Source organism: Paenibacillus sp. P22 (assembly GCF_000469945.2).
GTDB lineage: Bacteria > Bacillota > Bacilli > Paenibacillales > Paenibacillaceae > Paenibacillus_O > Paenibacillus_O humicus.
On sequence record NZ_CBRA020000048.1, the window covers coordinates 1 to 22,708 of the forward strand.

Below are 22,708 nucleotides of genomic sequence, written 5' to 3' on the forward strand. Positions count from 1 at the left end.
CAGCCAGCGGGAGGACGGCTCCTTCGGCCCGGACCGGATACAGTCTGTCAACGAGGATATCGATAAAAGCCAGGATTGGTGGCATTACATGATCATGATGAAGGTCATGATCCAGTACGAGGAAGCGACCGGCGACAACCGCATCGTTCCTTTCCTCATCCGATTTTTCCGGTATATGCATATGAACATGCACCACCATCCGCTCAAGAACTGGGCCGTTCCGCGCGGAGCGGAGCTGATGCTTGCCCTTCACTGGACATACGGCAGGACCAAGGAGCCTTTTCTTCTGGAGCTGTCGCAAACGGTTTCGGAACAAACGACGGACTGGACCGCCATTCTGGATCGTTTTCCGTTCTGGCGGAAGGTCGAGCACTGGGATCACCGCACGCATGTCGTCAACGTGGCGATGGGAATCAAGACGCCGGGCCTGCTCTACGAGCTGACAGGCGACGAGAAGCTCCGATCGGCCGTCCACCGCGGCATCGACAGCCTGATGGCTTATCACGGCCAGGCCCATGGCATGTTCTCCGGCGATGAATGGCTGTCCGGAACGCATCCTTCCCAAGGCGTGGAGCTATGCGCCGTCGTCGAGTACATGTTCACCTTGGAGCAATTGGTTCGCATTTTTGGGGATGGACGGTTCGGAGACATCCTGGAGAAGGTCGCCTTCAACGCGCTTCCTGCAGCGATATCGGCCGATTGGACTTCCCATCAATACGACCAGCAGGTCAACCAGATCATCTGCAACGTAGCCAAACGGGACTGGAGCAACGGCGACGAGGCCAATCTGTTCGGCCTGGAGCCGAACTTCGGCTGCTGTACGGCCAATATGCATCAAGGCTGGCCCAAGCTGGCCGCGCATGCCTGGATGTCGGACCGCCGAGGCGGACTTGCCGCCGTCTCTTACATTCCATGCATCGTGAAGGCCGTTGTCGGGAGCGGCAGCGAAGCCGAGCTGACCGTCGGCGGCGGGTATCCGTTCCGCGAGAACGTCTCCATCGGATTGTCGCTCGCCGGACCGGAGAAGTTCGCCCTGCATCTGCGCATCCCGGCTTGGTGCGCGGAGCCGGCGCTGTCCATCAACGGCAAGCCTGTGCAGCTGCAGGTTGACCATGGCTTTGCGCTCGTGGAGCGGGAGTGGAACGACGGCGATGCCGTCGAGCTGAGCCTGCCGATGAAGGTCGAGCTGATCTCGCGCAATCTGTATGCGCTCAGCGTGGAACGCGGCCCGCTTGTATACTCGCTTCCCATTGGCGAGAACTGGCTGCCGCATATCTCTCGGGAGAAATTCAGCGATTGGGAGATCTATCCGACGACAGCATGGCGGTACGGGCTTGTCGAAGGCGCGGGCTTCGAATTCGCGAGCGGAGAGATTCCTTCCCAGCCTTTCCTCGCGGAGCAGTCTCCCGTCAAGCTTAAGACCAAGGGCAGGCTCGTCCGCAATTGGCCGATGGCAGGGAACAATGCGGATTCCCCGCCTCTGAATCCCGATGCGGAAGGGCAGAAGGAACAAGAGATCATCCTCGTTCCTTACGGCGGCGCGAAGCTTCGGGTCGGGGAGTTTCCAACCATTCGATCGCAACCGGATCGAGCTCAGCGACCGGCAAGCAGGGCAGAAGCTCATCTATGACGCCGGGACTTCCTATCGGCTATGGATGATTTGGAACAACGAAGCGGCCGAAGGCTTCTTCTGTCCGGAGCCCCAGATCAATCTGGTCAACGCTCCGAACGTCGGCATGGATTCCGAAGCCATCGGCCTCGTCGCTTTGAAGCCGGGAGAAATATGGGAAGAGACTTCACGCCTCTACGTCCTTGAAATGTAAGCCGCAAGGAAAGGACGCTTGGCCATGACATGAGCTTGTTTCCGGACGGACTAAAGCGATTCACGCAGCCAGACGGCCATCTCGCCAGAACGCCGGTTGCCCCAGAGAGCATAAGGGACAAAGGTGAGCTTGCAGGTTTCGACAACGGGTGGAGAGTGACGATACAGGGAAGTTTCCTCCTCCAGCGGAGCGCGCAGCCTCTCGCCGCGAGCCTGCAGCAGTACTGCTCCGGTGCTCCACTCAGAAGGAACCTCCGTAATCTCGGAAACTGAAGGCAGCGAGAGCGCGGCCAGAGGGGCCTCGTTGTCGGCTTCCTCCAGGCAGTAGATCATTGGACCGCGCTGCAGCGCTACCTTGCCGACATCAGCCCGAAGCTGCGGATGGCTGTAAATCCGCCGGGGCTCCATGGCAAAGCCGATGTCGATGACGTCGCCCTGCTCCCAGCGCCTGTACAGATAAGCATACCCGCTCCTGATGTCCGGATCGGCCTCCTGCCCGTTGATTTCGAGGCGGAGGGTGCTGGACCAGGCAGGCATCCGAAGCGCAATGGAGAACGGGTTGCCGGCTGGGAGATCCGTGATGGTCAGGCTCGCTTCCGGCTTCCACGGAATTCCGCTCTCCAGCTTGATGGCCGCCTTGCCGCCGACGAGCTGGACTTCAGCCTCGCTGCCGATATAGAGATGAACATAAAGGTTCTCGTTATCCGATGTGAAAATATAATGTCCCAGGGAAGAGAGGAGCCGCGCGGCATTGGGCGGACAGCAGGCGCAGCCATACCAGGCTTGCCTTTCCGTTTTGATATGGTGCTTGCCGGGATTCCCTCTGCTGGCCTCCGGCCAGACTTCCATCGGGTTGACGTAGAAATAATGCTTGCCGTCTGCCGACATGCCGGAAGAGACCGTGTTGTACAGCGCAAGCTCCATAATATCTCCATACTCGCTGCTGACTTCGAGCAGAAGCATGCGCCGGGCAAAGAAGATCAGCCCGATCGAGGCGCATGTCTCCGAATAGTTCGTGTCGTTGGGCAGATCGTAGTCGATTGTAAACGCTTCCCCGATGGGAGTGGACCCGATGCCGCCCGTCACGTACATCTGCTTATGGACGATGCTGCTCCACAGCTTCCTGCAGGCAGCCAGCAGTCCTTCGTCCTGGCGCAGCCTGGCCAGGTCGGCCATCGCAGCGTACATATAGACAGCCCGGACGGCATGGCCGACCGCCGTTTCCTGCTCCCTGACGGGCAGATGGGCTTGATGGTAGTGCAGAGAGGGCGGGGTTTTCTGTACGCCTGGATGCCAGTGGCTGGTACGGCCGCGCTTTTCCCATTCCAGATGGAAGAAGTCCGGCTTCTGTCCTCGCTCGTCGATGAAGAAGCCGGCCAGATCCAAGTACTTCCGCTCGCCTGTGGCTTCGTACAGCCTGACGAGCGCAAGCTCGATTTCCTGGTGGCCGTCATAGCCGCGGAGCTTGCCCGGCTCGGGTCCGAATACGAAGTCGATATGGTCCGCGAGCTTGACGGCGATGTCGAGCAGGTCCGTCTTTCCTGTGCAGGAATAGCGGGCCGCAGCGGCTTCGATGAAGTGTCCCGCAGAGTACAGCTCGTGGCAGTCGGCCAGATTGGTCCACCTCTTGCCGGGTTCGGCCACCGTGAAATAGGTATTGAGATAGCCGTCGGCCTGCTGGGCGGCTCCGATGAGCCTGGCCGCTTCTTCCACTTGACGCTCCAGCTCCGGTTCGAAGGCCGAACCGTGTTGATAGGATGCGGCTTCAAGCCATTTGTAGAGATCCGTGTCCTGAAAGACGAAGCCTTCGAAGCGTCCTTCCTGGAGCCCTGCTGCAATACGGAAGTTCGCTATCGCCCGGCTGGGCTCGGCGCCTGCGATCCGGTCATGGAGAGCCTCCCACTGATAGGGAAGAACGGTATTCCGCACCAGTCTCTGATAGGGGGTCCAGTAGCCATCCTCGACGCGGACGCTCGTTCCAGGCTTCGTCGCGTTATTATCGCTCATCGTGGAATTCTCCTTCATGCAAGGATTCGCGGCCGCTGCTGCGGCTCGCTGATTCCATCATAAAAAAACGGAGACGCCTTTGTCGGCAGGCAATCCCGTAGATTAAGTGTCAAAAACGGACTTCATGGCGGAAAGCCTCGGAGGTGGAGGATGGATTATTTGCCCTTGCATTTGCGTCAGCCTTACCGGTTTCATGAAGGGGGAAGGTTTATTTCCGACGAGGATTGGTCCCATATGGATCGAATCATTGAGGACCATGAACTGATGATCGGGGTTTCCGGAGTCGTATTCCTGGAAGTGGACGGCCGCTTGCTGGAGCTGAGGGAAAGCGACATCCTGATTTTGTTTCCAGGGCAGCGTCACCGCGGGTACAAGCTTTCCGCTCCTGGCGTTTCCTTCTACTGGTTCCACTTCGATCCTGCCGAGCCGCCATCGGGGGAGCCTCAAAGCCTGATCCCTCGCCATGCGCGCTGCTCCTTTCCGAGCCGGGTTCATATTCTGGCCAGGCAGCTGCTTCACGCGGCCAGTGGAGGATATGCCATCGCGGCTGCGGGCGACTATTTTCTGACCTCTCTGCTGATCGAGCTGGGAGAGCAGCTCCATGATTCGGCCGGGCTGCAGGAGACGGATCCGCGGCTGGCCGAGCTGCTGGCCTGGATAAGGCTGCATGCTCATGAAAGGCCGATCTCCCTCGAATCCGCAGCCAGTCGGATCGGCTACAACAAAGACTATCTGGCCCGCATGTTCAAGCGCAAGTTCGGGGTCAGCCTGCTGGCCTATGTCCACGCCTTGAAGCTGGACGCCTCCAAGAATCTGCTGGCAGGCAGCCGGCTCGGAGTCAAGGAAGTAGCGGAAAAAGTCGGGGCAGGGGACGACAAGCAATTTTCGAAGTGGTTCAAGAAAAAGACCGGTTTGACCCCGACAGCCTACCGGCTTTCCTTTTCTGGCACGACGCTGAACAATCGTTGAGGCTGAATCCATATGGGATAATCGATGTCTTTCCATGCATCCGACCAAGCAAGAAACCGTCGTCTTCGGTCATGCCTGCAAATGCTTTTCCAGCCACCCTGCAGGTGTTCAATCATTAAAAGCTAGGCTTGTTCTCCTTCGGCCGCCGCAGCCCGCTCGGCTCCTTGGCCCCGAAGCTTGCGGACAAGCGGGGGAAGAGAAGTCAAATAAAACGCGCTGACAGCCACCGTGCATAGGGCAACCGAATAATGCAGCCAAGCAATGGAGATCCAAGCCGGAAAAGCAAAGGCGATAAACCCGAGGGAAAGCGAATGGCCGAGCATCATGACCGGTTCGATCAAAGCGTTGACACGGCCCATTCGATCCGGAGGCACCAGCTCCGGCATCCAGCTCCCGAGCGCGATGTTGATCGGGGCGATGGCGATTCCGGCGAAAAGGATGAGGATGAAATAGATTTCGATTCGCTCGGCCATTCCGAGTCCGGCAATAAGCAGGCTGGAGAGGAATAGGCCGCCGATCAGAATCGGAGCTCTCGTCAGGCGGCGTATCATCCATGGGCCGAGCAGGCTGCCGATGAGGAAGCCAATTCCGAGGAAGACCGTAATCAGCGAGGAGTGGACGACGTATTGATCGGGACTCAGCTTGTATTTCATGGCAAAGAGGGGGAGCACGGCGAACACGCCGTTGACCAGGCCGAAAAACAGAAATCCGCTGATCAGGACCACTAACAGCCGATTGCCCATCAGATACCGGAGGCCTTGCCAAAATTCCTTGAGAAGCAGGGAGAAGCGGAGATCTCGGAGACGGCTCATTCCGTTCGGAGTGCGGGCATGGGCAGGGAAATCCCCCCTCGAAATCAACAGGCCGGAGACGAGGAAGCTGACGGCATCCACGATGATAGCGCCTTCAATTCCGATGAAATGATAGGCGGCCGCGCCGAGGCTCATGCCGAAAAGCATGAACATGCCCAGCACCATTTGATTGAGGCCCGATGCCTGTACATAAGCGTCTTGAGGGATGCTGCCTTGCAGCAGCCCCATTTCGGCGGGACCGAAAAACTTGGAGATCGCGCTGCGGAGAAACAAAACCAGAAAGCAGGCGAACAGCAGGTCGAAATGGACGAACAGAAGCAGCAGCGCGGTAAGGCCCGCCCGTATCCAGTCGCTGTACGCCGCGATGATCTTGCGGTCGAATCGATCCGCAATGACGCCGACGATCCAGAATACCGCCAGTGTCGGCAGAGAGTACATAAGCTCGGCCGTCGTCGCCAGCGAAGGCTTTTCGCTGTACCGGTCGACCAGATAGAAGGCGAATGCCATATTGCCGACTACGCTGCCCAGCTGCGATGAGAAGGCCGCGTAGAACAGCTTGTTGAACGTCGAATTGCGAAACAGCGTCTTCATAGCGTTTCCTCCCTGGATGGCCGGCGGCTGTCCGTCGCAGGCCGAAGCAGAGACTTCAAATAGTCCAGAAGCGCTTCGATCTGCATCGGGGAATTCGCCTTGGCGGCTCCAACCGCGTAGGTATGCGTTACAATGCCCTCTTGAAAAGAAGCGGCAAGCCGGGATATGTCCAGCACGCCCAGCACGGGATTGAACTCCCCGCGGTCGATGCCGGTTTGGAGAAGCCCAGCGAATTGAACGATGCCCTTCTCGTAGCGGCGGAGAAGAAGCTCGCGGCGCGCTTCATCTCTCCAGCCGACCAGGAAATACTCGTAGAATGCCGGCATGAGGCCGCGATCCGATGAACTCGCCCATTCATTCAACCGCATGGAATACGAAGCGGAAATCAGCTCCCATACCGATGTCGACGATGCCTCAAGCCCTGCAAGGTTCCGTTCGTGATCGGCATCCTGATGGTCCAGGAGCGCCTCAAAAATTTCCTCCTTGGTCGGATAGTACAAATAAATCCATCCTCGGCTCATTCCGGCTTCCTCGATGATATCCTTGAGTGTCGCAGCTCCGAACCCTTTCTCGGCAAATACGCGCTTCGCCGCTTCAAGGATTTGTTGCCTTCGACGTTCTTTGCGTTCGTCAGATAGTTTGGGCGACATTCCTGTATCCTCCCACAAAATGAACTTCGTGTCATTTTGAGTATAGGGAAAACGGCTTCCAGTTTCAACTCTGTTTTCCATCCAAAACCAGTTGGCGGCATAGACAGCCATGATACAATGGTGATATTTGGAGATGCCAAGCCTGGATATATCCGGAAGGAGAGTGTTGATCATGTCGAAAATCTTGACCCGGTCCGAGGTCGACGCAGAGACGACTTGGGATTTGCGCGACATTTTTGAATCGAAGGAAGCCTGGGAGCAGGAATGGAATGCCATTGTGCAGGATCTGCCTTCCGTCACGAAATACGAAGGCACGCTGGGCGAAGGCGCGGACAAGCTGCTCGCCTGCCTGGTCGCGCAGGAAGAGCTGCAGAGCCGGATCAGCCGGGGTATACGCGTATGCCCATCTGCATCAATCCGGAGACAGCATCGATCCGGACAATCAGATGAACGCCGCCAAAGCGCGCGATCTTTCCTCGCAGGCCGGCTCCGCCTTTTCCTTCATCAAATCCGAAATCATCTCGCTCCCGGACGGAACGGTCGCCGCGTACATGAGCGAGCAGCCCGCTTTGCGGGATTTCGAGCGGAGCCTCGGCCTGCTGCTGCAGACGAAGCCCCATCGGCTGACGGCGGAGACGGAAAAGGTTCTGGCTTCCTTCGGCGAAGTGCTGGGCGCGCCATACCGCATCTATGAACGCGGCAAGCTGACGGATATGACCTTCCCGGCCGCGAAGGACAGCAGCGGGAATGAGCTGCCGGTTTCGTTTGCGCTCTATGAGAACAAATACGCGGAATCGCCGGATACCGAGCTGCGGCGCAATGCGTTCAAAGCGTTCAGCGGAACGCTGCGCAGCTACCGCAACACCTTCGCCGAAGCCTACGGCACCGAAGTGAAGCGGCAGGTGATCGAGTCGCGCCTGCGGGGATATGATTCCGTCACGGACATGCTCTTGACGCCGCAGCAGGTCACGACCGAAATGTACGCCAACATCCTGGACATTCTGCAGGAAGAGCTGGCGCCTCATATGCGCAAGTACGCGGCGCTCAAGAAGCGGGTGCTTCAGCTGGACGAGATGACGTTCGCGGATCTGAAAGCTCCGCTCGATCCCGATTTCAGTCCCGGCATTACGTTCCAGGAAGCGGGAGAGCTGATCAAGGAAGCTCTTGCCGTCCTTGGTCCCGAGTACGGCGAGATCGTGTCGGATGCGTTCCGGGACCGCTGGGTCGATTATGCGGACAACGCCGGCAAGAGAACCGGCGCGTTCTGCATGTCGATTCCCGGCGTCCACTCCTATATTCTGATCAGCTGGGCGGACAGCATGAGAGGCGCATTCACGCTCGCCCACGAGGTCGGGCATGCAGGCCATCTGATGCTTGGAAGCCGTTATCAGCGCCCGACGAACGCCAGGCCGTCGCTTTACTTCATCGAAGCGCCATCGACGATGAACGAGCTGCTGCTGGCGGACCATCTGCTGTCGCGCTCGGAGGATCCCCGCATGCGCCGCTGGGTCATATCCCAGCTGCTCGGCACTTATTTCCACAACTTCGTCACCCACCTGCTCGAAGGCGAGCTTCAGCGCCGAGTCTACGGCCTCGCCATGCAGGACGTGCCGATCACGGCCGTGAAGCTGTGCGAGCTGAAGGGAGACATCCTCTCTTCGTTCTGGGGCGGGGATGTCGTCATCGATGACGATGCCAAGCTGACCTGGATGCGCCAGCCGCATTATTATATGAGCCTGTATCCTTACACTTATGCGGCTGGACTGACCGTATCGACGGCGGCAGCGCAGCTCATCCGGGAGGAGGGACAGCCCGCGGTGGATCGCTGGCTGGAGGTTCTCAAATCAGGCGGCTCGATGAGTCCGCTTGAGCTGATCCGGCTCGCAGGCGTCGATATGTCGAAGCCCGATCCGATCCGCACCGCCGCAGCCTATGTCGGCTCCCTGATCGACGAGCTGGAAAGCTTGTACTGACCGGCCTCGCGCTGCGGGCCAACGATAAAAAAACCAGCTTTTGCCGACGGGGTCGGCTGAAGCTGGTTTTTTTTGTCATGCATAGGATGAGCGGAACTCCGTCGGGCTGAGTCCCGTTTCCTTGCGGAAGCATTTGGCGAAATAGTGGGTGTCCGGGTATCCGGTCCGTTCCGCGACATCCTTGATGCTGAGGGAGGTGGAGGCAAGCAGCTTGCGCGCCATGTCCATCCGTTTGCGGCTGATGTATTTGGCCGGCGGCATCCCGAAGTGCTTCTTGAAGTACGAAATGAAATAGTTCGGGTGGAGATGAAGGGAAGCCGCCAGATCGTTGATGCTCAAGCTTTCCTGCAGATGGGATTCCACATAGTCCTGGATGATGCGGATTCTCTGCATGTCCTCGCTCCGATGGGTGAGCACCTGCACCGGGATGCTTTCCAGAAAGGAGGACAGGATTTCCAGCATGACCGCCTTCTCCCGGAGAAGCGAAACGAGGGAGGGGCTGGAATGCAGCTCCGCCAGCTCGGCGAACAGGCTCTGCATCCGCTGCGGGTCCGGCGCATCAATGCAGAGCGGGGCGTCGATCCACTGGAACAAGTCGAACGGGCCGACGCCGGCATTGAAGTGGCACCAGTATTTGGAGAAAGGCGGCTTGTCCGCGACAGCCGAATACGACTGCTTGACGAAGGCCGGCATCAGGCACAGCTGGCCCGGCTTCGGAAAGCACTCCTTGCCGTCCACCTGGAGCCAGCCTGTCCCGTCCAGGATGAAGTAAAGCCGGTTGAATTCCGGCACGAAGTCCAGATCCCGCCAGTCCGCCGTGCACTGGGTGCGGTGGGCGACCTGAACCCGAACCTGCAGATTGTCGAGCAATTCCAGCAGAGTGGATTCTTCTTGTCGAAGCATGATTCGTCCAGCCCCATTGCTTAGTTTTGTCCCCTAATCCCTTAGGAACTTCCATTCTCCCCCTCGGAACCGCGAACTATAATCAGTGTATCAGATTCCGGGAGGGACATCGATCATGACCAATAACCACAAGCCGGCTTTGCTCACAGACGAACAAATGAAAGCCTTTATCCGCGACGGTGTGCTGCTGCTCCAAACCGACTTTCCGCAGGAGTTCCATGACGGCCTGGTGTCTCAATTGAACGAGGTTTACAACGAGGAAGGCAATCCCGGCAACAACATTCTGCCCCGGATACGGGACCTGCAGAAAGTATTCGACCATCCGGTCGTGACCGGCGCGCTTACCAGCGTGCTCGGTCCCGATTACCTGCTGCACACCCACCGCCACGGCCACTTCAACGCCTCTCCGCAGCCGGGAGGCTGGCATAAGGACAGCTACTGGGGCTATGACCGGATGAGAAACCATCATCCTGGTGGGCGATGATCATGTATTTCCCGCAGGACACCCCTGTTGAGCTCGGACCGACAGGGATCTTCCCGGGCACCCAGCTGCTGGAGTCCCGCATGTTCGAGGACGAGAATCCGAAGGAGGAAGTGACTGCGCAGGGCGGCGCCGGCACCTTCGCTCTCATCCATTACGACATCTGGCATCGTTCCACAGCCAACGTGCTTGGCCAGCCCCGTTATATGCTGAAGTTTGAATTCATGCGCACGACGGCGCCGTCGGCTCCTTCCTGGGACTGCCGGAATCCGATCTGGGCGCCTTCGAAAGAAGCGGCAGCCGCGGAATCTCATCAGGCTGTCATCTGGGAAGAGACGTGGAACTGGCTCTTCGGACGAATCGGCAGCCTGGCCGATACGCAGCCGGACGATGCGGAAGCCGTTGAAAGGCTTGCGGCCGCTCTGGCAGGATCGGATGAGCGCTCAGCCCTCAACGCGGCTTACAGCCTGGCAGCCAGAGGCCAAGGAGGAATCGCCGCTCTGGAGGAGGCTCTCCGGCAGGAGAACAGCCGAATTTCCCGATTGGCTGCCTACGGCCTGTCGGCTGCCGGAACAGGATCGGTCGCCGGCCTGCAGGCAGCGCTTGACAGCTCCGACGCCGCGACGGTCTGTCATGCCGCATTCGCCCTTGGCGAGCTGAGAGAGCTAGCCGGAGCTGCGGTACCGAGGCTTGCCGCGCTGTTATCCGGACAGTCGGCCGAGGTTCGCCGCCAGGTCGTCGATTCACTCGGAATGATCGGAAGTCCGGCGGAGCGCATCGTGCCGGCGCTCATCCGGGGCTTGCGCGACGAGGACAGTCAAGTCCGGTTCATGGCGGCTCTCTCGCTGCTGCGCTTGAAGGGAGCGGCGGCGGATGCCGTGCCTGAGCTGGCTGAAGCTCTGCAGGATCCGAACCGCTATGTACGAGGACATGCGGCGGAGGCTCTTCGCTACATCGACAGCCCGGAAGCGCGGGAGGTTCTGTTCCGCGAGCTGTTCAACCTGCGCTGGTGCTCCGATACGACCAAGGCCAGCACGTTCTGATCGCAGGCTCTGCCTGACTGCACAACTCAGCCCGATGCGGATGAAAGGAAGCAAGGTCACGAAGGGATGTTCAGGAGCGGCATGAAGCCGCTCCTGTTTTTTTATGCGCCTGTAGGAAAATCAACGGGCTTTATCCAATTGTAATATAGAGACTAAGAAAGGGTGGGGAACAAATGAAGGCTAGACATGAGGTGTTGTTCCAACAGCTGCACGCTTATCGAAGGGAGCTCCTGGAGCTTGCCGCGGAGGTGACGGAAGCGCAGGCCGAGGTGATTCCGGCTGGCTTCAACAATAACATCCGTTGGAACCTGGGCCACATTTTCACGGATCAATACGCCTGGATTCATGCGCTCACTCAAGAGGAGCAGCCGGTTGCCGCAGGCTTCAATCTGTGGTTCGGATACGGCTCAAGCCCGTCCTCGTTCACGACGGAGACGCCTTCCTTCTCCGAGCTTCTGCAGATGCTTGAGCAGCAGCCTGCCGAGATTCAAGAACGATATCGGGATCGACTGGATGAGGAGTTCCCGCCGACCGAAATGGGGATGCACACCGTCGAGCAGGTGCTTATCCGTACGATTTTTCATGAAGGGCTGCATATCGGAGCTATTCAGGCTCTAAAGAGACAAGCAGTCGAGAGAGCGCAATAGGACAGACGACAAGACTGCGCAAAAGGATAGGCGACAAGACGGAATGGACATGAAATCTCAACGAAACGATGCCTTTTAAGGGATTCCAGCCTGCAAAAAAAAGACATTATTCGCGGTTAAATGTTCGTTTCCGAATCAGGAAACGAACCGCCGAAATCATCGCCATCCGCTTCCGTGTCCGATTCACCCGGAGGTTCCTCTTATCCGGGCGATTGGACCGTGAAAAGCGTCGTCGCCTCATCGCCAGTATCCACGAGCCGGACAAAAGCTTGATCGGAATGGAGGCAAGGGAGGCCGCTTCAACCCCTGGGAGATTTCGGAGCTTTGGGTAGGGGAGCTGCGCCGCTCTTTCCGCGCACGCCGGTAATTTGATTATGATTCGCTGCGGGCTGGGAAGAGAAAATAATGCAGATGGAGCGGCATCCGCTTAAGACAAGTATATCCGCTGCAGCCGAGGTCCCAGCCTGCTGAGCACCTCGTTCACAATCGTTCCGGCGGATGCCGCCACCTCTTCGGCCGCAATGGCTTCGGCTCCGTCCCGGCCGATCAGCGTAGCGGCATCTCCTTGCCTGACTCCTTCGATCTCCGTCACGTCGACTGTCATCTGATCCATCGAGATGCGTCCGACGATTGGCGCGCGCTTGCCATGCAGCAGAACCGAGCCGCCTGTCTCCGCCAGCCTTCTCGGGATGCCGTCGGCGTAACCGATCGACAGGGTAGCCAGCACAGTGGCGCGGGAAGCCGTGAAGCCCCGATTGTATCCGACCGCTTCCCCGCATTCGACCCGGCTCACCCGCGTCACGCTGGCCTTGAGGGAGAGAACCGGGCGCAGCTCGATATCGGCCGGAATCCGGCCTTCCGGAGCGGAATTCAAGCCGTACAAGGCAAGGCCTGGACGCGCTGTGTCGAAGCTCCATCCGAAGCCGTTGAGAATGCCGCTGCTGTTCTGGATATGGAGCCTGCCCGGGTCATGTCCTGCGGACCGGATTTTCGCCGCGACTTCCAGCAGCCGTTCATATTGGAGCCGGGTAAAAGCCCGGTCTTCCTCGTCGGGACTGTCCGCGCATGCCAAATGGCTGAAAGTGCCGATGACATGCAGATGGCTGTGTCTGTACATCGATAAAATTTTTTCCGTATGGCCGAACGGCTCTCCGAGGCGGTTCATGCCGGTATCGATCTTGATATGGACGTTGATTCTCTTGCCGGATGCCTGCAGGCGCTCGGCATCTTCCGCGCTTACGACGGTCTGCGCGAGATCGGCATGAAGAAGCTCGTCCAGCCGGTCCGACGGGGTGTAGCCCAGAACGAGAATCTCGCCTTGGATGCCTTGCCTGCGCATGGCGATCCCTTCGTCGATCTCGGCCACGGCAAAGGAAGAGATGCCGGCACTGTACAGCCGCTCGGCTACCGGTGCAGCTCCATGGCCGTAAGCATTCGCCTTGACGACAGCCATCAAGGCGGTGCCCGAAGGAAGGATGCGCTGCAATTCCTTCACGTTATGGTCCAGATTGGCCAGGTCGATCTCGGCCCAAGCGCGGCTGCGCGCGGCGGTTGTGCTTTTGAGCTTGGTGAGCATGATGACACCTCCTAACGATAGAGCCGCAGACGTTGCAGCGACCGCGATGAAATGGATCAGGCTGTTGCCGATGAGCAGAGCCTGCAAGCCAAGGAGCTTGGCTGTTCCGCGAACGGCAACGATCATCCATGGATGAACGACGTAGATCCAGGTGCTCAGCTGCCTGAGAAGAAGGCTTTTCTTGCCTCCCAGCCTCAATAGCAGATGGAAGAGGCTGTACATGGCAGGAACCAGAAAGACATACATGGCTCCCAGACGGGCGAAGTCCGCTTGCTTCAGCCAGATCCCTTCAATCAGAGTGAGCGCGAGGAAGAAGAGGAATGCAACGGCCAGCTTGGGAGCGGAAGCGGGCGGAAGAGGCCGTTGCGCAGCGCCGGCTCCCATCGCAATGAACAGCGGAGCGAACCAGATGCCGTTGCGCGTGTAGTCCGACCAATGGAACGAGGAGTTGAAAACCGCGGCAAGAGCGGGGCTTACGGACGCCGTAAGACCAAAGTAGCTGTCTCCAAGCAAGCCTATGGCATACAGTCCGGCCGCAATGCCTATGACAGCCTTGCCGGGAAGCGCGGCCTTCAGCCCAAAGACGATGCCGACTCCGATCATGAGAGCGGGCAGGTACCAGAGATGATAGAAGGTGCCGTTGAAGAAGAGGCCGCTGACATAAGAACCGAAATTCCGGGATGAGTTGAAATCCCCTGAATACACATTAAGGGGCAGATAAAGGAGAATTCCCACCGCGTAAAGGAATCCGATCCGGGACATAAACTGTTTCAACGCGGCCCATCGGGACGGCTTGCGGGGCAGCGAGCGGAAGAAAAAGAAGCCGGAGGCCATGAAGAAAAAGGGAACGGCAACCCTTGACAGAAGTCCGCTGAGCAGGAAATCGGCAAACGGACTGTACGTCGTCAAAGGGCTGGTATGGTTGGCAACGACGAGCAGGCCGGCCAGGAGCTTGAACCGGTCGAGGCTGCCGAACCTGGCTTCAGCCGCCATGCCGTTTTCCGCCCGGATACGTCACCGTCACGACGAATCCGCTGCAGTTGTCGCCGGATATGCGCCAGCTGCCTTGATGCGCCGCCGGAATCGGAACCGAGGTCAGCTCGCCGGCGGCGGCCGCATAATAGATTTCAAACCTGTTGCCGACCGCGAGATGGTTGTCTCCGCCCGCAAACTGGCGGATGAACCCCGCATATTCCTCCAGGCACATATTCTCCCTCTCCATGATGGCCGCATGAGGAAAGCCGACATAGCGGTAGTGCCATGGCTCCCCGGCAATTCCCGTAAGCGATGACTTGCTCTCCTTGTATCTCTCGATGAATCCGTAATCGGCCGCCAGTCTCTTGAACCGTCCGCACGCTCCATCGGTGGGGAACGATGGACGGATATAATCCATGCCGTCGGACGCCAGGCCGACATCGACGGCAAGGCCGGTCTGGTGCTCGCTTGCGCCTGGCCTTGCCACGTAGCTTTCCGTAAAGGCGATCCCGTTTTCCCGTATGGAATTGTCGTACAGGTTCTGCTGCGCCTGCTTGGAACGGTAGCCGCTCACGACCGCGATGCTGTCCAAGCCCCGGCATGCTGCCAGCAGGGCGGCCAGCTGCCGTCCGCATTCGCTCTCCAGGGAACGGGTCGGCTCTTCCACGTTGAAGGCCTGGATCATGCCGGATGGAAGCGGCGCCAGCTTCATCTCTTCCGTCCTGACCGGATAATCCCGATTGACGAGAATCAGATAGCCTTCATGCATCTGCTTCAAAGGGACCCGCACGCTCTCTGCCAGGCTGATGCCGGTTCGGATCGCCATGGCGGACTTGTATCGGCCTTCATATACGCGGTTCCTTCAACGCATCATGGATCAAGCGGTCGAGCAGCTCGGGAAAGCCGATTCCCGCTTCGCGCATCATGCCGGGATACCTGCTCTTCTCCGTAAACCCCGGAATCGTATTGACTTCATTGAAATACAGCCGTCCGTCCTTCCCGAGGAAGAGATCCACCCGGGCGAGTCCGCTGCATCCCAGAATCCGGTAGATGCGCAGCGCCATTTCTTTTGCTTCCCGGGCTGTGCCTGCGTCGATGCGGGCAGGGAGATGGATGGAGGCCGTGCTCAGCGAATATTTTTCCGCATGGTCGAAAAACTCCCCGTGCAGCGCGATTTCATCGAGCTCTCCGGCAATCGGATCCTCATGGCCGAGTACCGAGCATCCCAGCTCGAAGCCCTCGATATGCCGCTCGATGACGAGGCGGCTGTCGTGAGCCCAAGCTTTCCCGATTCCGGCCAGCAGCTCGTCCCGCCCGTGTGCCTTGGTGATGCCGATGGACGAGCCTGACCGCGAAGGCTTGACATAGAGCGGATATCCGAGCTGTTCCGCAGCCGCGACGATATCTTCCATCGAATCGCCGGCTATGGCGCTGACAGATGGAGGGACGTTGATTCCGTCGGACTGAACGATGATTTTCGCCATCGTTTTGTCCATGCATACCGCCGAGGACAGCATGCCGCAGCCTACGAACGGAATGCCGGACAGCTCGAGAAGGCCTTGCATCGTGCCGTCTTCTCCGTTTTTGCCATGCATGACAGGGAAGAGGGCGTCGAGCGGGGTGAATCGGAATTCCGTGCCTGCAAGCTCGATCAAGCCTGGAAAAGCGCGGTTGGCGGACAATACAACGGGTACGCAGCTTGGATGCGACCTCCAGCGGTCCTCGCGGATCGCGCTGGAATCGCCGCCGTACCGGTACCATTCTCCTTGTCTGGTAATGCCGATCTTGACGATTTCATAGCTGTCCCGGTCCAAGCTGTCTATGACCGCAGCTGCGGAGGAAAGGGAAACTTCGTATTCAGTCGAGCGGCCGCCGAAAATGATTCCGATCATGGATCTTTTCATATGATTGTTTCACTCCTATGCATGTTTGCAAGCAGGACAATGGGCTTATTGTTCTCTTGCATGGATGTAGGAAAGACGGAGTTCAATAAAAAAAATGTATCAGGCGGAGTCCAAACAGACTTATAATCCAATCCATTTCATCAAAGCTCGAGCCCTTTTGCCGCGCCATTCGGGCTTTACGCCCAAAAAGGCCCTCTGCTTCGAACAACAAGCAGAGAGCCTTTTATGGAATTCAATGTGGCGTGCAGTCAGGTCAGCTATGTCTGGACGGTTTCCAGTCATATCTTTTTTTGCCTTCCGAAGCAGCCGGTTTCGGCGCTTCAATCGATTTGCCGGTCGCTGCAGCTACGGAGGCCTGCTCGTCCGATTGAGGGAGATCCACCGTACCGCTGCCGCCAGGAAGGACATGACGAGCGGTCACAAACGTGTTGTCCCAAGTACTGCCGGCAAAAGTCGAGACGGTGACGCCGATGCCGACACGGTAAGTATGAAGCAGCTTGCCGTCTCCGATGTAGAGGCTGACGTGGTTGATCACTCCGTCCCGATTCGTATCCGAGAACACGAGATCGCCCGGCTGCAGCCGGTCCTTCGCGACCGGCGTGCCGACAGCGGCTTGCTGCCTGGACGAGCGGGGCAGATCGATGCCGTTTTTCTTGAAAATATATTGCATGAACGAAGAGCAGTCGAAAGCATCCGTTGATCCGGAGCTTGCCCCGAATTTGTACGGCACGCCCAAGTATTGCATTCCCGTTGCAACAACAGCATCGGCTGTGGAAGCATTCGCATTCCCATTTGCAGCCGCAGCATGAGTCGTGTTCGGATCCAAAAGCATAGCTCCGGAAAAGGCCATGGACAGGCTCAGCGCAACGCCAAGCAGCTTGGTTCTCACTCGATGGTTGCGAGGTTGCATGGTTGAGTTCCTCCCGCTCGGTATAGTAGGTTGATGATGGCTGCCGTGATCGCCTGGGAACACCATAACACAGCCGTAATCCCCACTACTTCCCAATGTGGACGAAAGTCCTGACCGCCCTTGCGGTTGAGCCCGTTTGTTAAAAAACCATGAGAAAAAAATCATCCAGGCCGTATTGACGATGAGAAAAAAGCCGGATCGCCAAGGCGGAGCCTGAAAGGGAAGCCGCCCGGAAATCCGCGCATCCTTGCGCTTCCCGCCAAAGAACGGCTGGAAAAGCTGTAGGCAGACAAGCCCATCTCTTTTATACTTAGTGGAAATATGGAAATCCTAACCGAAGGAGAACAAACATGTCCGAGAAAATAGCCTGGTCAAGCGGAGAATGGCTGACAAAGCCGTTGTCCTGGGAAGAAATCGATGGCAAGCTTCATGTGGAGGCAGTGGAAGGAAGCGACTTCTGGCAAAAAACGATGTACGGATTCCAGCGCGACAGCGGCCACTCCCTGCTTGCTCCATGGAATGGCGACAAGGCCATCGAGGTCGGATTCCGCCTTGACGGCATGGATCATCTGTACGATCAGGCAGGACTCATGCTGTGGAGCCATTCGGAGCAATGGATAAAAGCCGGCATCGAAATGAACGACGGCATCCCGCATGTGGGAGCCGTAGTCACTTCGGGACTGTCGGACTGGTCGCTTTCCCCGGTTCCGGAATGGGCGGGGGAAGTCGTGACGATCCGGGCATCCCGGCTGGAGGATGCGGTCATTGTAAGAGCGAGGACGGAGCGTCATCCCTGGAGAACGATCCGCGTAAGTCCTTTGCCGAGCCGCGAAGATTGGCAAGCCGGTCCCTTCCTCTGCGCGCCTACGAGCGGAGGACTCAAGGTCGCCTTCACCCGATGGGTGCTGGCCGAGCCTGATACGGATGTCCATGTCGAGCCTGTCGAGGACTGATCCCATCCGCCAGAAGCCCAGGGATCCCGCCTCGTTCCGGAGGCAGGATCCTTGGGCTTTTGTCTCATCTACGTAATCTGCCGCTCCATTGCCATCAGGCCTTCTTCTCCAGAACAAGCGGAGAGATCGGCAGCGTATGCCGGATATCCAGCAGCTCTCCATAAGCCGTTATGAGGACATCGGCCATGGCAAGGTCCTGGTTGCCGGATCCCGGATTGCGGAAGCCGATGCATCTCATCCCTGCGCTCTTCGCCGCCTGGACTCCATTGCGCGAATCTTCAATGACGAGACAGGAGGCAGGCTCCGCATTCAGCAAGCCCGCCGCGCGAAGGAAAATATCCGGCGCCGGCTTGCCTCGATCGACTTCCTCGCCGCTGACCACGACGTCGAAGTACTTGCCGAGCCCGGTGCGCTCCATGATGATCTCGATCAATGCCCGAGGGGAGGAGGAGGCGACAGCGAGCGGAACTTGCCTTTCCTGGAAATACCTAAGCAAGCATTCGACATCGGGCATGGCCTCGAGACGTTCGTGCCGGGCCAGAGCCGTCAACACCATTTCCTTGTGATGGGACAAAACCTGCTCGAGTCCGGCGTGGATCCGATGCTTGTCCAACACCCGCCGCCACATCGTTTCCAGCGTAATGCCGACATAGCCATGATGCTCCTCTTCATCGACGGAAGCGCCGAAGTGGAGAAACGAGCTTCGCTCGATTTCGAAATAAATCGGCTCGCTGTCGACGAGCACGCCGTCCATATCGAACAGCACCGCCTGTATCGGGCTTTCTTTCCAATCGGATAGACTCCATGCGTTCATGGCTTTCTCTCCCTTGATTCCCAGATTGATTGGTACGGATCAGCTGGATTGAAGAATGACCTTGATTGCATGGGAGGACGGACTGAGCGTTCTTTCGTTCAAGTCGCATCCGAGAGCGTGAAAGGCTTCCTTGTACCGGTCCAGCGGAAACGTATGGGTAATGATTTCTTTGGCGGGAACGATGCGCTGCTCGATCAAGTAATGGGCGGTCGAAAAGGTTCCCAATGAATCGATGGAGCCGATGATTTTCAAGCTCCGGTCCACGATTTCCTTCGGATTGAACGTGCTTGTGCCGTCTCTTAAGCCGACCAGCATCAGGTAGCCGCCGTTCGCCAGGTTGGAGATGACCTGAGTGCCGACCACGCCTGTCGTGTCTACGATCAGGTCGACCTGCCGCCCCGACGGATCGGCCGCCTCGACGGCTGCCTGGAACGAATCATAGGCTTCCCAGCGAGCCGGAGCGATCGAGCCCGCCTTGAACAGCCTTTCCTTGGAAATGTCCACCAGAGAACCCGTTACGCCTTTCGATGCGAGCGCATGGCTGTACAGAATGCCGATCGGCCCGGCACCCAGAACGATCGTCCGGAAGCTGGGAAGAAGGTTGATTTGGTTGATGCCGGTCAGAATGCAGCTGAGCGGCTCGGTCAAGGTCGCCTCCTCATAGCTGACATGGTCCTGCAGCTTATACAGAAAGCGGTCTTCGGCCACATAATAGTCGGTGAAGGTGCCGTCGGCGCTGACGCCCGTTTCCGTGACGGATTTATGGGCGCAGTGATTTTGCCGTCCCGTCCTGCACATCCCGCACTGGCCGCAGTAGTAGGTCGGATCGATCACGACCCGGTCTCCTGGCATAAGCGTCGTGACGGACTTGCCGACAAGGACCACTTCTCCCGCCGATTCATGGCCGAGGATGATGGAGGACGACGCCTGATATTTCCCGCTCACGATTCCGAGATCCGTGCCGCATACGCCAGTGGCCTTGATGCGGACCAGCACCTGGTTATCCTTCTCGATGGCCGGTACGGGCCTTTCTTCGAGAGCGACATCCCAAGCCGAATTGTACACCAATGCTTGCATCCGTTTCTCCTCCTCAACTGTATTCAAGACTGTCCAGAACCGAGTCCAATCTGCCGACGATTTCCACGAGCTCATCCGCGGTGACCGTCAGGGAAGGCCTCACCTTCACGACGTTGCCGAAGCCGTACCGCGATCCTCTCAAGATGAGGCGCTGATCGCTGAATGCCCGCTCGATGGCCGCATTTGCCTTCGCCACATCGGGAGCGTCCTCGCTGTCGACGATTTCAAGGCCCCACATAAGCCCTACGCCGCGCGCTTCGCCGATGCACGAGTGCTTTTCCGCCAGCTCGCCCAGCAGCTCGCCCAATATTTCGCCTTTCAGCTTCACCTCGTCAAGGAAGCCCGGCTCGGACACGACATCCAAGGTTGATTTGGCGGCTGTAACCGAGATCAGATTGCTGCCGGACGTGAAGGAATGCTCATGCTTCTCCAGCACATCCAAGCGGGATTGCATCAGCACCGCCGCCACCGGCACGCCGATTCCGCCGAGCCCTTTGGCAAGGGTGATCATATCGGGACGGATGTCGAAGAGCTCGCTTGCAAACATGTAGCCGGTGCGGCCGATGCCGGTCTGGACCTCGTCGGCGATAAGGATGAGGTTGTATTCATCGCATAATTTGCGGAGGCGTTCGAAGTAGCCGTCAGGGGGGATGATATTCCCGCCATTGCCCAGAATGGGCTCGATAATCATGCAGGCGACCGATCCCGAGCTCGCATATTCGATATGGTCGGAAATGGCTTCGATGCATTGAAACCCGCAATTCGGGCGCGAAGCGTTGAAGGGGCACCGGTAGCAATAGGGAGCGGGCACATGCAGGGAATTCGCGGCGGCGGAGTTGGGGAATTTCCTGCGCCGGAAAGCGTTGCCTGAAATGCCTGTCGCAAACTGGGTTTGGCCGTGATGGGACAAGAACAGGCTGATGATATCCGTGGACTCGGTATACTTCTGAGCGATTTTCGTCGCGCATTCATTGGCGGTGGAGCCGGTGATATCCCGCATCCAGCCGGCATTGATCCCGTTGGGAGCATATTCGACCAGATGATCCAGCACTTCATTCACATAAGGCTCGGTAAAAGAAGAGGACATATGGGTAAGGTTGCCGACCTGCTCCTGCACTTTTTCCACGACATAGGGATGGTTGTAGCCGAGAGAAAGGTTGAAGGTGCCGGATACTCCATCGAGGTATTCGGCTCCTGAATCATCGATCAGCTTGATTCCTTTTCCGTACCTGAACCGGTCTTTTGTCAAGGTTTGCATGATTTTACCTCCACTATGAATAAGGATGATTTCGTCGGAGCCCCACGTAGTTGCGCATCACCTCCTCAACAATGACCTTCCGATTGAAATCCGAAGTCCCTACAGCTCCTTGCCCGGCTGGATCAGGGGAACGCTTCTATGCGCGGCGCTCCATTTATCGGCCAGACCAATGGACAAAAGCAGCACAGCACTAAAGCCCGCAAACAGCCAGATCGTATGGATGGCGGCGCCTTGGGCCATGCTCCAGCCGATCAAATATTGCAGAACCGCGCCGCCTATCCCGCCCGAAGCGATCAGGATGCTGGTTGTTTTTTCGGTCTGTCCGGGAAGCAGCGTATTGGCATACACGAGAGCGATGGAGAACAGCCCCGACATGCATAGACCGACTCCGAACACGAGCAGATAGGGAGCCCATTCGCTGGAGATGACGGCCATGGCGGAGAGAAGCAGAAGCGTTCCAGCTGCGCTCCAGAACAAGAAAGGGATATATCGGATCGACTCCGCGATTCTCCCTACGAACAGCCGGCCGATCACCATGGCAGCCCACAGAATCGTAACGCTCAATGAAGCTGCGGAATCCTTGGCATGAATCGTCTCGATGAAAAGAGAAGGAAGGAAATTCATGAGTCCCAGCTCCAAGCCCATATAGACGAAGAAGAAAGCCGCGAATAGAATCAAGATCCGAAGGCTCCTTCCCGAATACCGGAGCTTCCGATGGCCGGGTTCCGCCGGTCCGGCTTCATGAATACCTGCCGAGCTTGAGCCGGGAACCTTGCTCCAGAGCAGCAGCAGCAGGATGGTCATGGCCGAAAGAGTGAAAAAGGTGAAGCGCCACAGTTCGAGGAAGATGTACAGGCTGGCCAAGGCCGGAATCAGCAGCGCGCCGACACCGAAATAAACGTCCAGCTTGGTCATCGCAACCGCTTTTTGTTCTTCCGCGAATTCAATCGTGAAGGCTCCGATGGTGGATTCGATCATGCCGGAGCCGAAGCCTGCGGCTATGGTCATGATGAGGATCCAGGTCCAATCGGGCAAAAAGCCCATCACGAAATACCCAACGGCAATGGATGCCAAGGCCAGGATCAGCAGCCTCTTCCGTCCTAGCCGGGCCGACATGACAGGAGACGCCATCACACCAGCCAAAAAGCCGAGAAACTGCAAAAACAACAACGTTCCGCCATCGCTGTAAGAGCGATTGTAGGCGGTCAATAGCTGGGGCAAAAGAGAGCCCAAAACAACGCTGGTAACACCGATCAGGAAGTAAAATCCGCAGCTTAAACGAAAAATTCTTCTCAACAATCAATCCTCCCGCTCTTTTTTTAGTTTACAAATGAATAACAATA

18 protein-coding genes and 2 pseudogenes are annotated in these 22,708 nt (G+C 57.9%); 8 read left to right on the plus strand and 12 right to left on the minus strand.

What is annotated here, in order from left to right; all coding sequences use genetic code 11:
• Together BN871_RS08580 and BN871_RS26715 are read left to right on the plus strand one after the other, a co-directional pair.
• A partial coding sequence (locus tag BN871_RS08580; protein ID WP_048745392.1) for a beta-L-arabinofuranosidase domain-containing protein occupies window positions 1-1,630 on the plus strand: 1,630 nt, incomplete at its 5' end.
• Window positions 1,578-1,823: pseudogene (locus tag BN871_RS26715) on the plus strand (aldose 1-epimerase); the annotation flags it as partial. The gene BN871_RS08580 and the pseudogene BN871_RS26715, both read left to right, overlap by 53 nt.
• Window positions 1,824-1,873: 50 nt before the next feature.
• On the opposite strand, the gene BN871_RS08585 reads toward BN871_RS26715, so the two are convergent.
• The gene (locus tag BN871_RS08585) at window positions 1,874-3,829 is read right to left on the minus strand and encodes a glycoside hydrolase family 127 protein (protein ID WP_157060245.1); all 1,956 of its coding nucleotides are present in this window, start codon (window positions 3,827-3,829) and stop codon (window positions 1,874-1,876) included.
• Window positions 3,830-4,063: 234 nt separating this feature from the next.
• Here BN871_RS08585 and BN871_RS08590 point away from each other — a divergent pair, with 234 nt between their 5' ends.
• A complete protein-coding gene (locus BN871_RS08590; protein ID WP_198158028.1) occupies window positions 4,064-4,798 on the plus strand; it encodes an AraC family transcriptional regulator in 735 nt (244 codons plus the stop codon).
• Between the two features lie 122 nt (window positions 4,799-4,920).
• Here BN871_RS08590 and BN871_RS08595 read toward each other — a convergent pair whose 3' ends face one another.
• Window positions 4,921-6,201 carry an MFS transporter gene (locus tag BN871_RS08595; protein ID WP_048745394.1) on the minus strand — a complete coding sequence of 427 codons (1,281 nt, stop codon included), beginning with the start codon at window positions 6,199-6,201 and terminating at the stop codon, window positions 4,921-4,923.
• Window positions 6,198-6,851, minus strand: coding sequence for a TetR family transcriptional regulator (locus BN871_RS08600; RefSeq protein WP_048745396.1), 654 nt, complete (start codon window positions 6,849-6,851; stop codon window positions 6,198-6,200). Before BN871_RS08600 ends, BN871_RS08595 begins: the two co-directional genes overlap by 4 nt.
• Before the next feature lie 172 nt (window positions 6,852-7,023).
• Between BN871_RS08600 and pepF the strand changes: the two are divergent.
• Window positions 7,024-8,824, plus strand: a pseudogene (pepF, locus tag BN871_RS08605) (oligoendopeptidase F).
• Between the two features lie 75 nt (window positions 8,825-8,899).
• On the opposite strand, the gene BN871_RS08610 reads toward pepF, so the two are convergent.
• Window positions 8,900-9,727, minus strand: a complete 828-nt coding sequence (locus BN871_RS08610) for an AraC family transcriptional regulator (protein ID WP_048745397.1) — start codon at window positions 9,725-9,727, stop codon at window positions 8,900-8,902.
• Between the two features lie 115 nt (window positions 9,728-9,842).
• On the opposite strand from BN871_RS08610, the gene BN871_RS28950 reads away from it, so the two are divergent.
• From BN871_RS28950 to BN871_RS08620, 3 genes are all read left to right on the plus strand, one after another.
• Complete coding sequence (locus BN871_RS28950) at window positions 9,843-10,211, plus strand: hypothetical protein (protein ID WP_232312919.1); 369 nt, start codon at window positions 9,843-9,845, stop codon at window positions 10,209-10,211.
• Window positions 10,212-10,213: 2 nt separating this feature from the next.
• Entirely contained in the window at window positions 10,214-11,251 is a 1,038-nt protein-coding gene (locus BN871_RS08615; protein WP_232312921.1) for a HEAT repeat domain-containing protein, read from the plus strand.
• Between the two features lie 173 nt (window positions 11,252-11,424).
• Window positions 11,425-11,898: a DinB family protein gene (locus tag BN871_RS08620; RefSeq protein WP_021877307.1), complete on the plus strand. Its 474-nt coding sequence runs from the start codon at window positions 11,425-11,427 to the stop codon at window positions 11,896-11,898.
• A 427-nt stretch (window positions 11,899-12,325) separates the two neighbouring features.
• On the opposite strand, the gene vanT is transcribed toward BN871_RS08620, so the two are convergent.
• The 4 genes from vanT to BN871_RS08640 form a co-directional block, all read right to left on the minus strand.
• Window positions 12,326-14,467, minus strand: a complete 2,142-nt coding sequence (gene vanT / locus BN871_RS08625) for a serine racemase VanT catalytic subunit (protein ID WP_048745399.1) — start codon at window positions 14,465-14,467, stop codon at window positions 12,326-12,328.
• Window positions 14,457-15,275 (minus strand): M15 family metallopeptidase, encoded by an 819-nt coding sequence (locus tag BN871_RS08630; protein ID WP_021877305.1) that lies wholly within the window; start codon window positions 15,273-15,275, stop codon window positions 14,457-14,459. Before BN871_RS08630 ends, vanT begins: the two co-directional genes overlap by 11 nt.
• 19 nt (window positions 15,276-15,294) lie before the next feature.
• Window positions 15,295-16,353 (minus strand): D-alanine--D-serine ligase VanG, encoded by a 1,059-nt coding sequence (vanG, locus tag BN871_RS08635; protein WP_048745401.1) that lies wholly within the window; start codon window positions 16,351-16,353, stop codon window positions 15,295-15,297.
• 253 nt (window positions 16,354-16,606) lie between these two features.
• Entirely contained in the window at window positions 16,607-17,263 is a 657-nt protein-coding gene (locus tag BN871_RS08640) for a C40 family peptidase (RefSeq protein ID WP_083436326.1), read from the minus strand.
• 350 nt (window positions 17,264-17,613) lie between these two features.
• Here BN871_RS08640 and BN871_RS08645 point away from each other — a divergent pair, with 350 nt between their 5' ends.
• Window positions 17,614-18,216, plus strand: coding sequence for a DUF1349 domain-containing protein (locus BN871_RS08645; protein WP_021877302.1), 603 nt, complete (start codon window positions 17,614-17,616; stop codon window positions 18,214-18,216).
• A 94-nt stretch (window positions 18,217-18,310) separates the two neighbouring features.
• Here the strand turns inward: BN871_RS08645 and BN871_RS08650 are convergent, their stop codons facing one another.
• The 4 genes from BN871_RS08650 to BN871_RS08665 all read right to left on the minus strand — a co-directional run bounded on the left by BN871_RS08650 (window position 18,311) and on the right by BN871_RS08665 (window position 22,661).
• Window positions 18,311-19,030: an HAD family phosphatase gene (locus BN871_RS08650; protein ID WP_048745402.1), complete on the minus strand. Its 720-nt coding sequence runs from the start codon at window positions 19,028-19,030 to the stop codon at window positions 18,311-18,313.
• 39 nt (window positions 19,031-19,069) lie between these two features.
• Complete coding sequence (locus BN871_RS08655) at window positions 19,070-20,107, minus strand: zinc-binding dehydrogenase (protein ID WP_048745404.1); 1,038 nt, start codon at window positions 20,105-20,107, stop codon at window positions 19,070-19,072.
• 13 nt (window positions 20,108-20,120) lie between these two features.
• A complete protein-coding gene (locus tag BN871_RS08660; RefSeq protein WP_048745405.1) occupies window positions 20,121-21,365 on the minus strand; it encodes an aspartate aminotransferase family protein in 1,245 nt (414 codons plus the stop codon).
• 99 nt (window positions 21,366-21,464) lie between these two features.
• Complete coding sequence (locus BN871_RS08665; protein ID WP_048745407.1) at window positions 21,465-22,661, minus strand: sugar MFS transporter; 1,197 nt, start codon at window positions 22,659-22,661, stop codon at window positions 21,465-21,467.
• Window positions 22,662-22,708 lie beyond the last annotated feature (47 nt).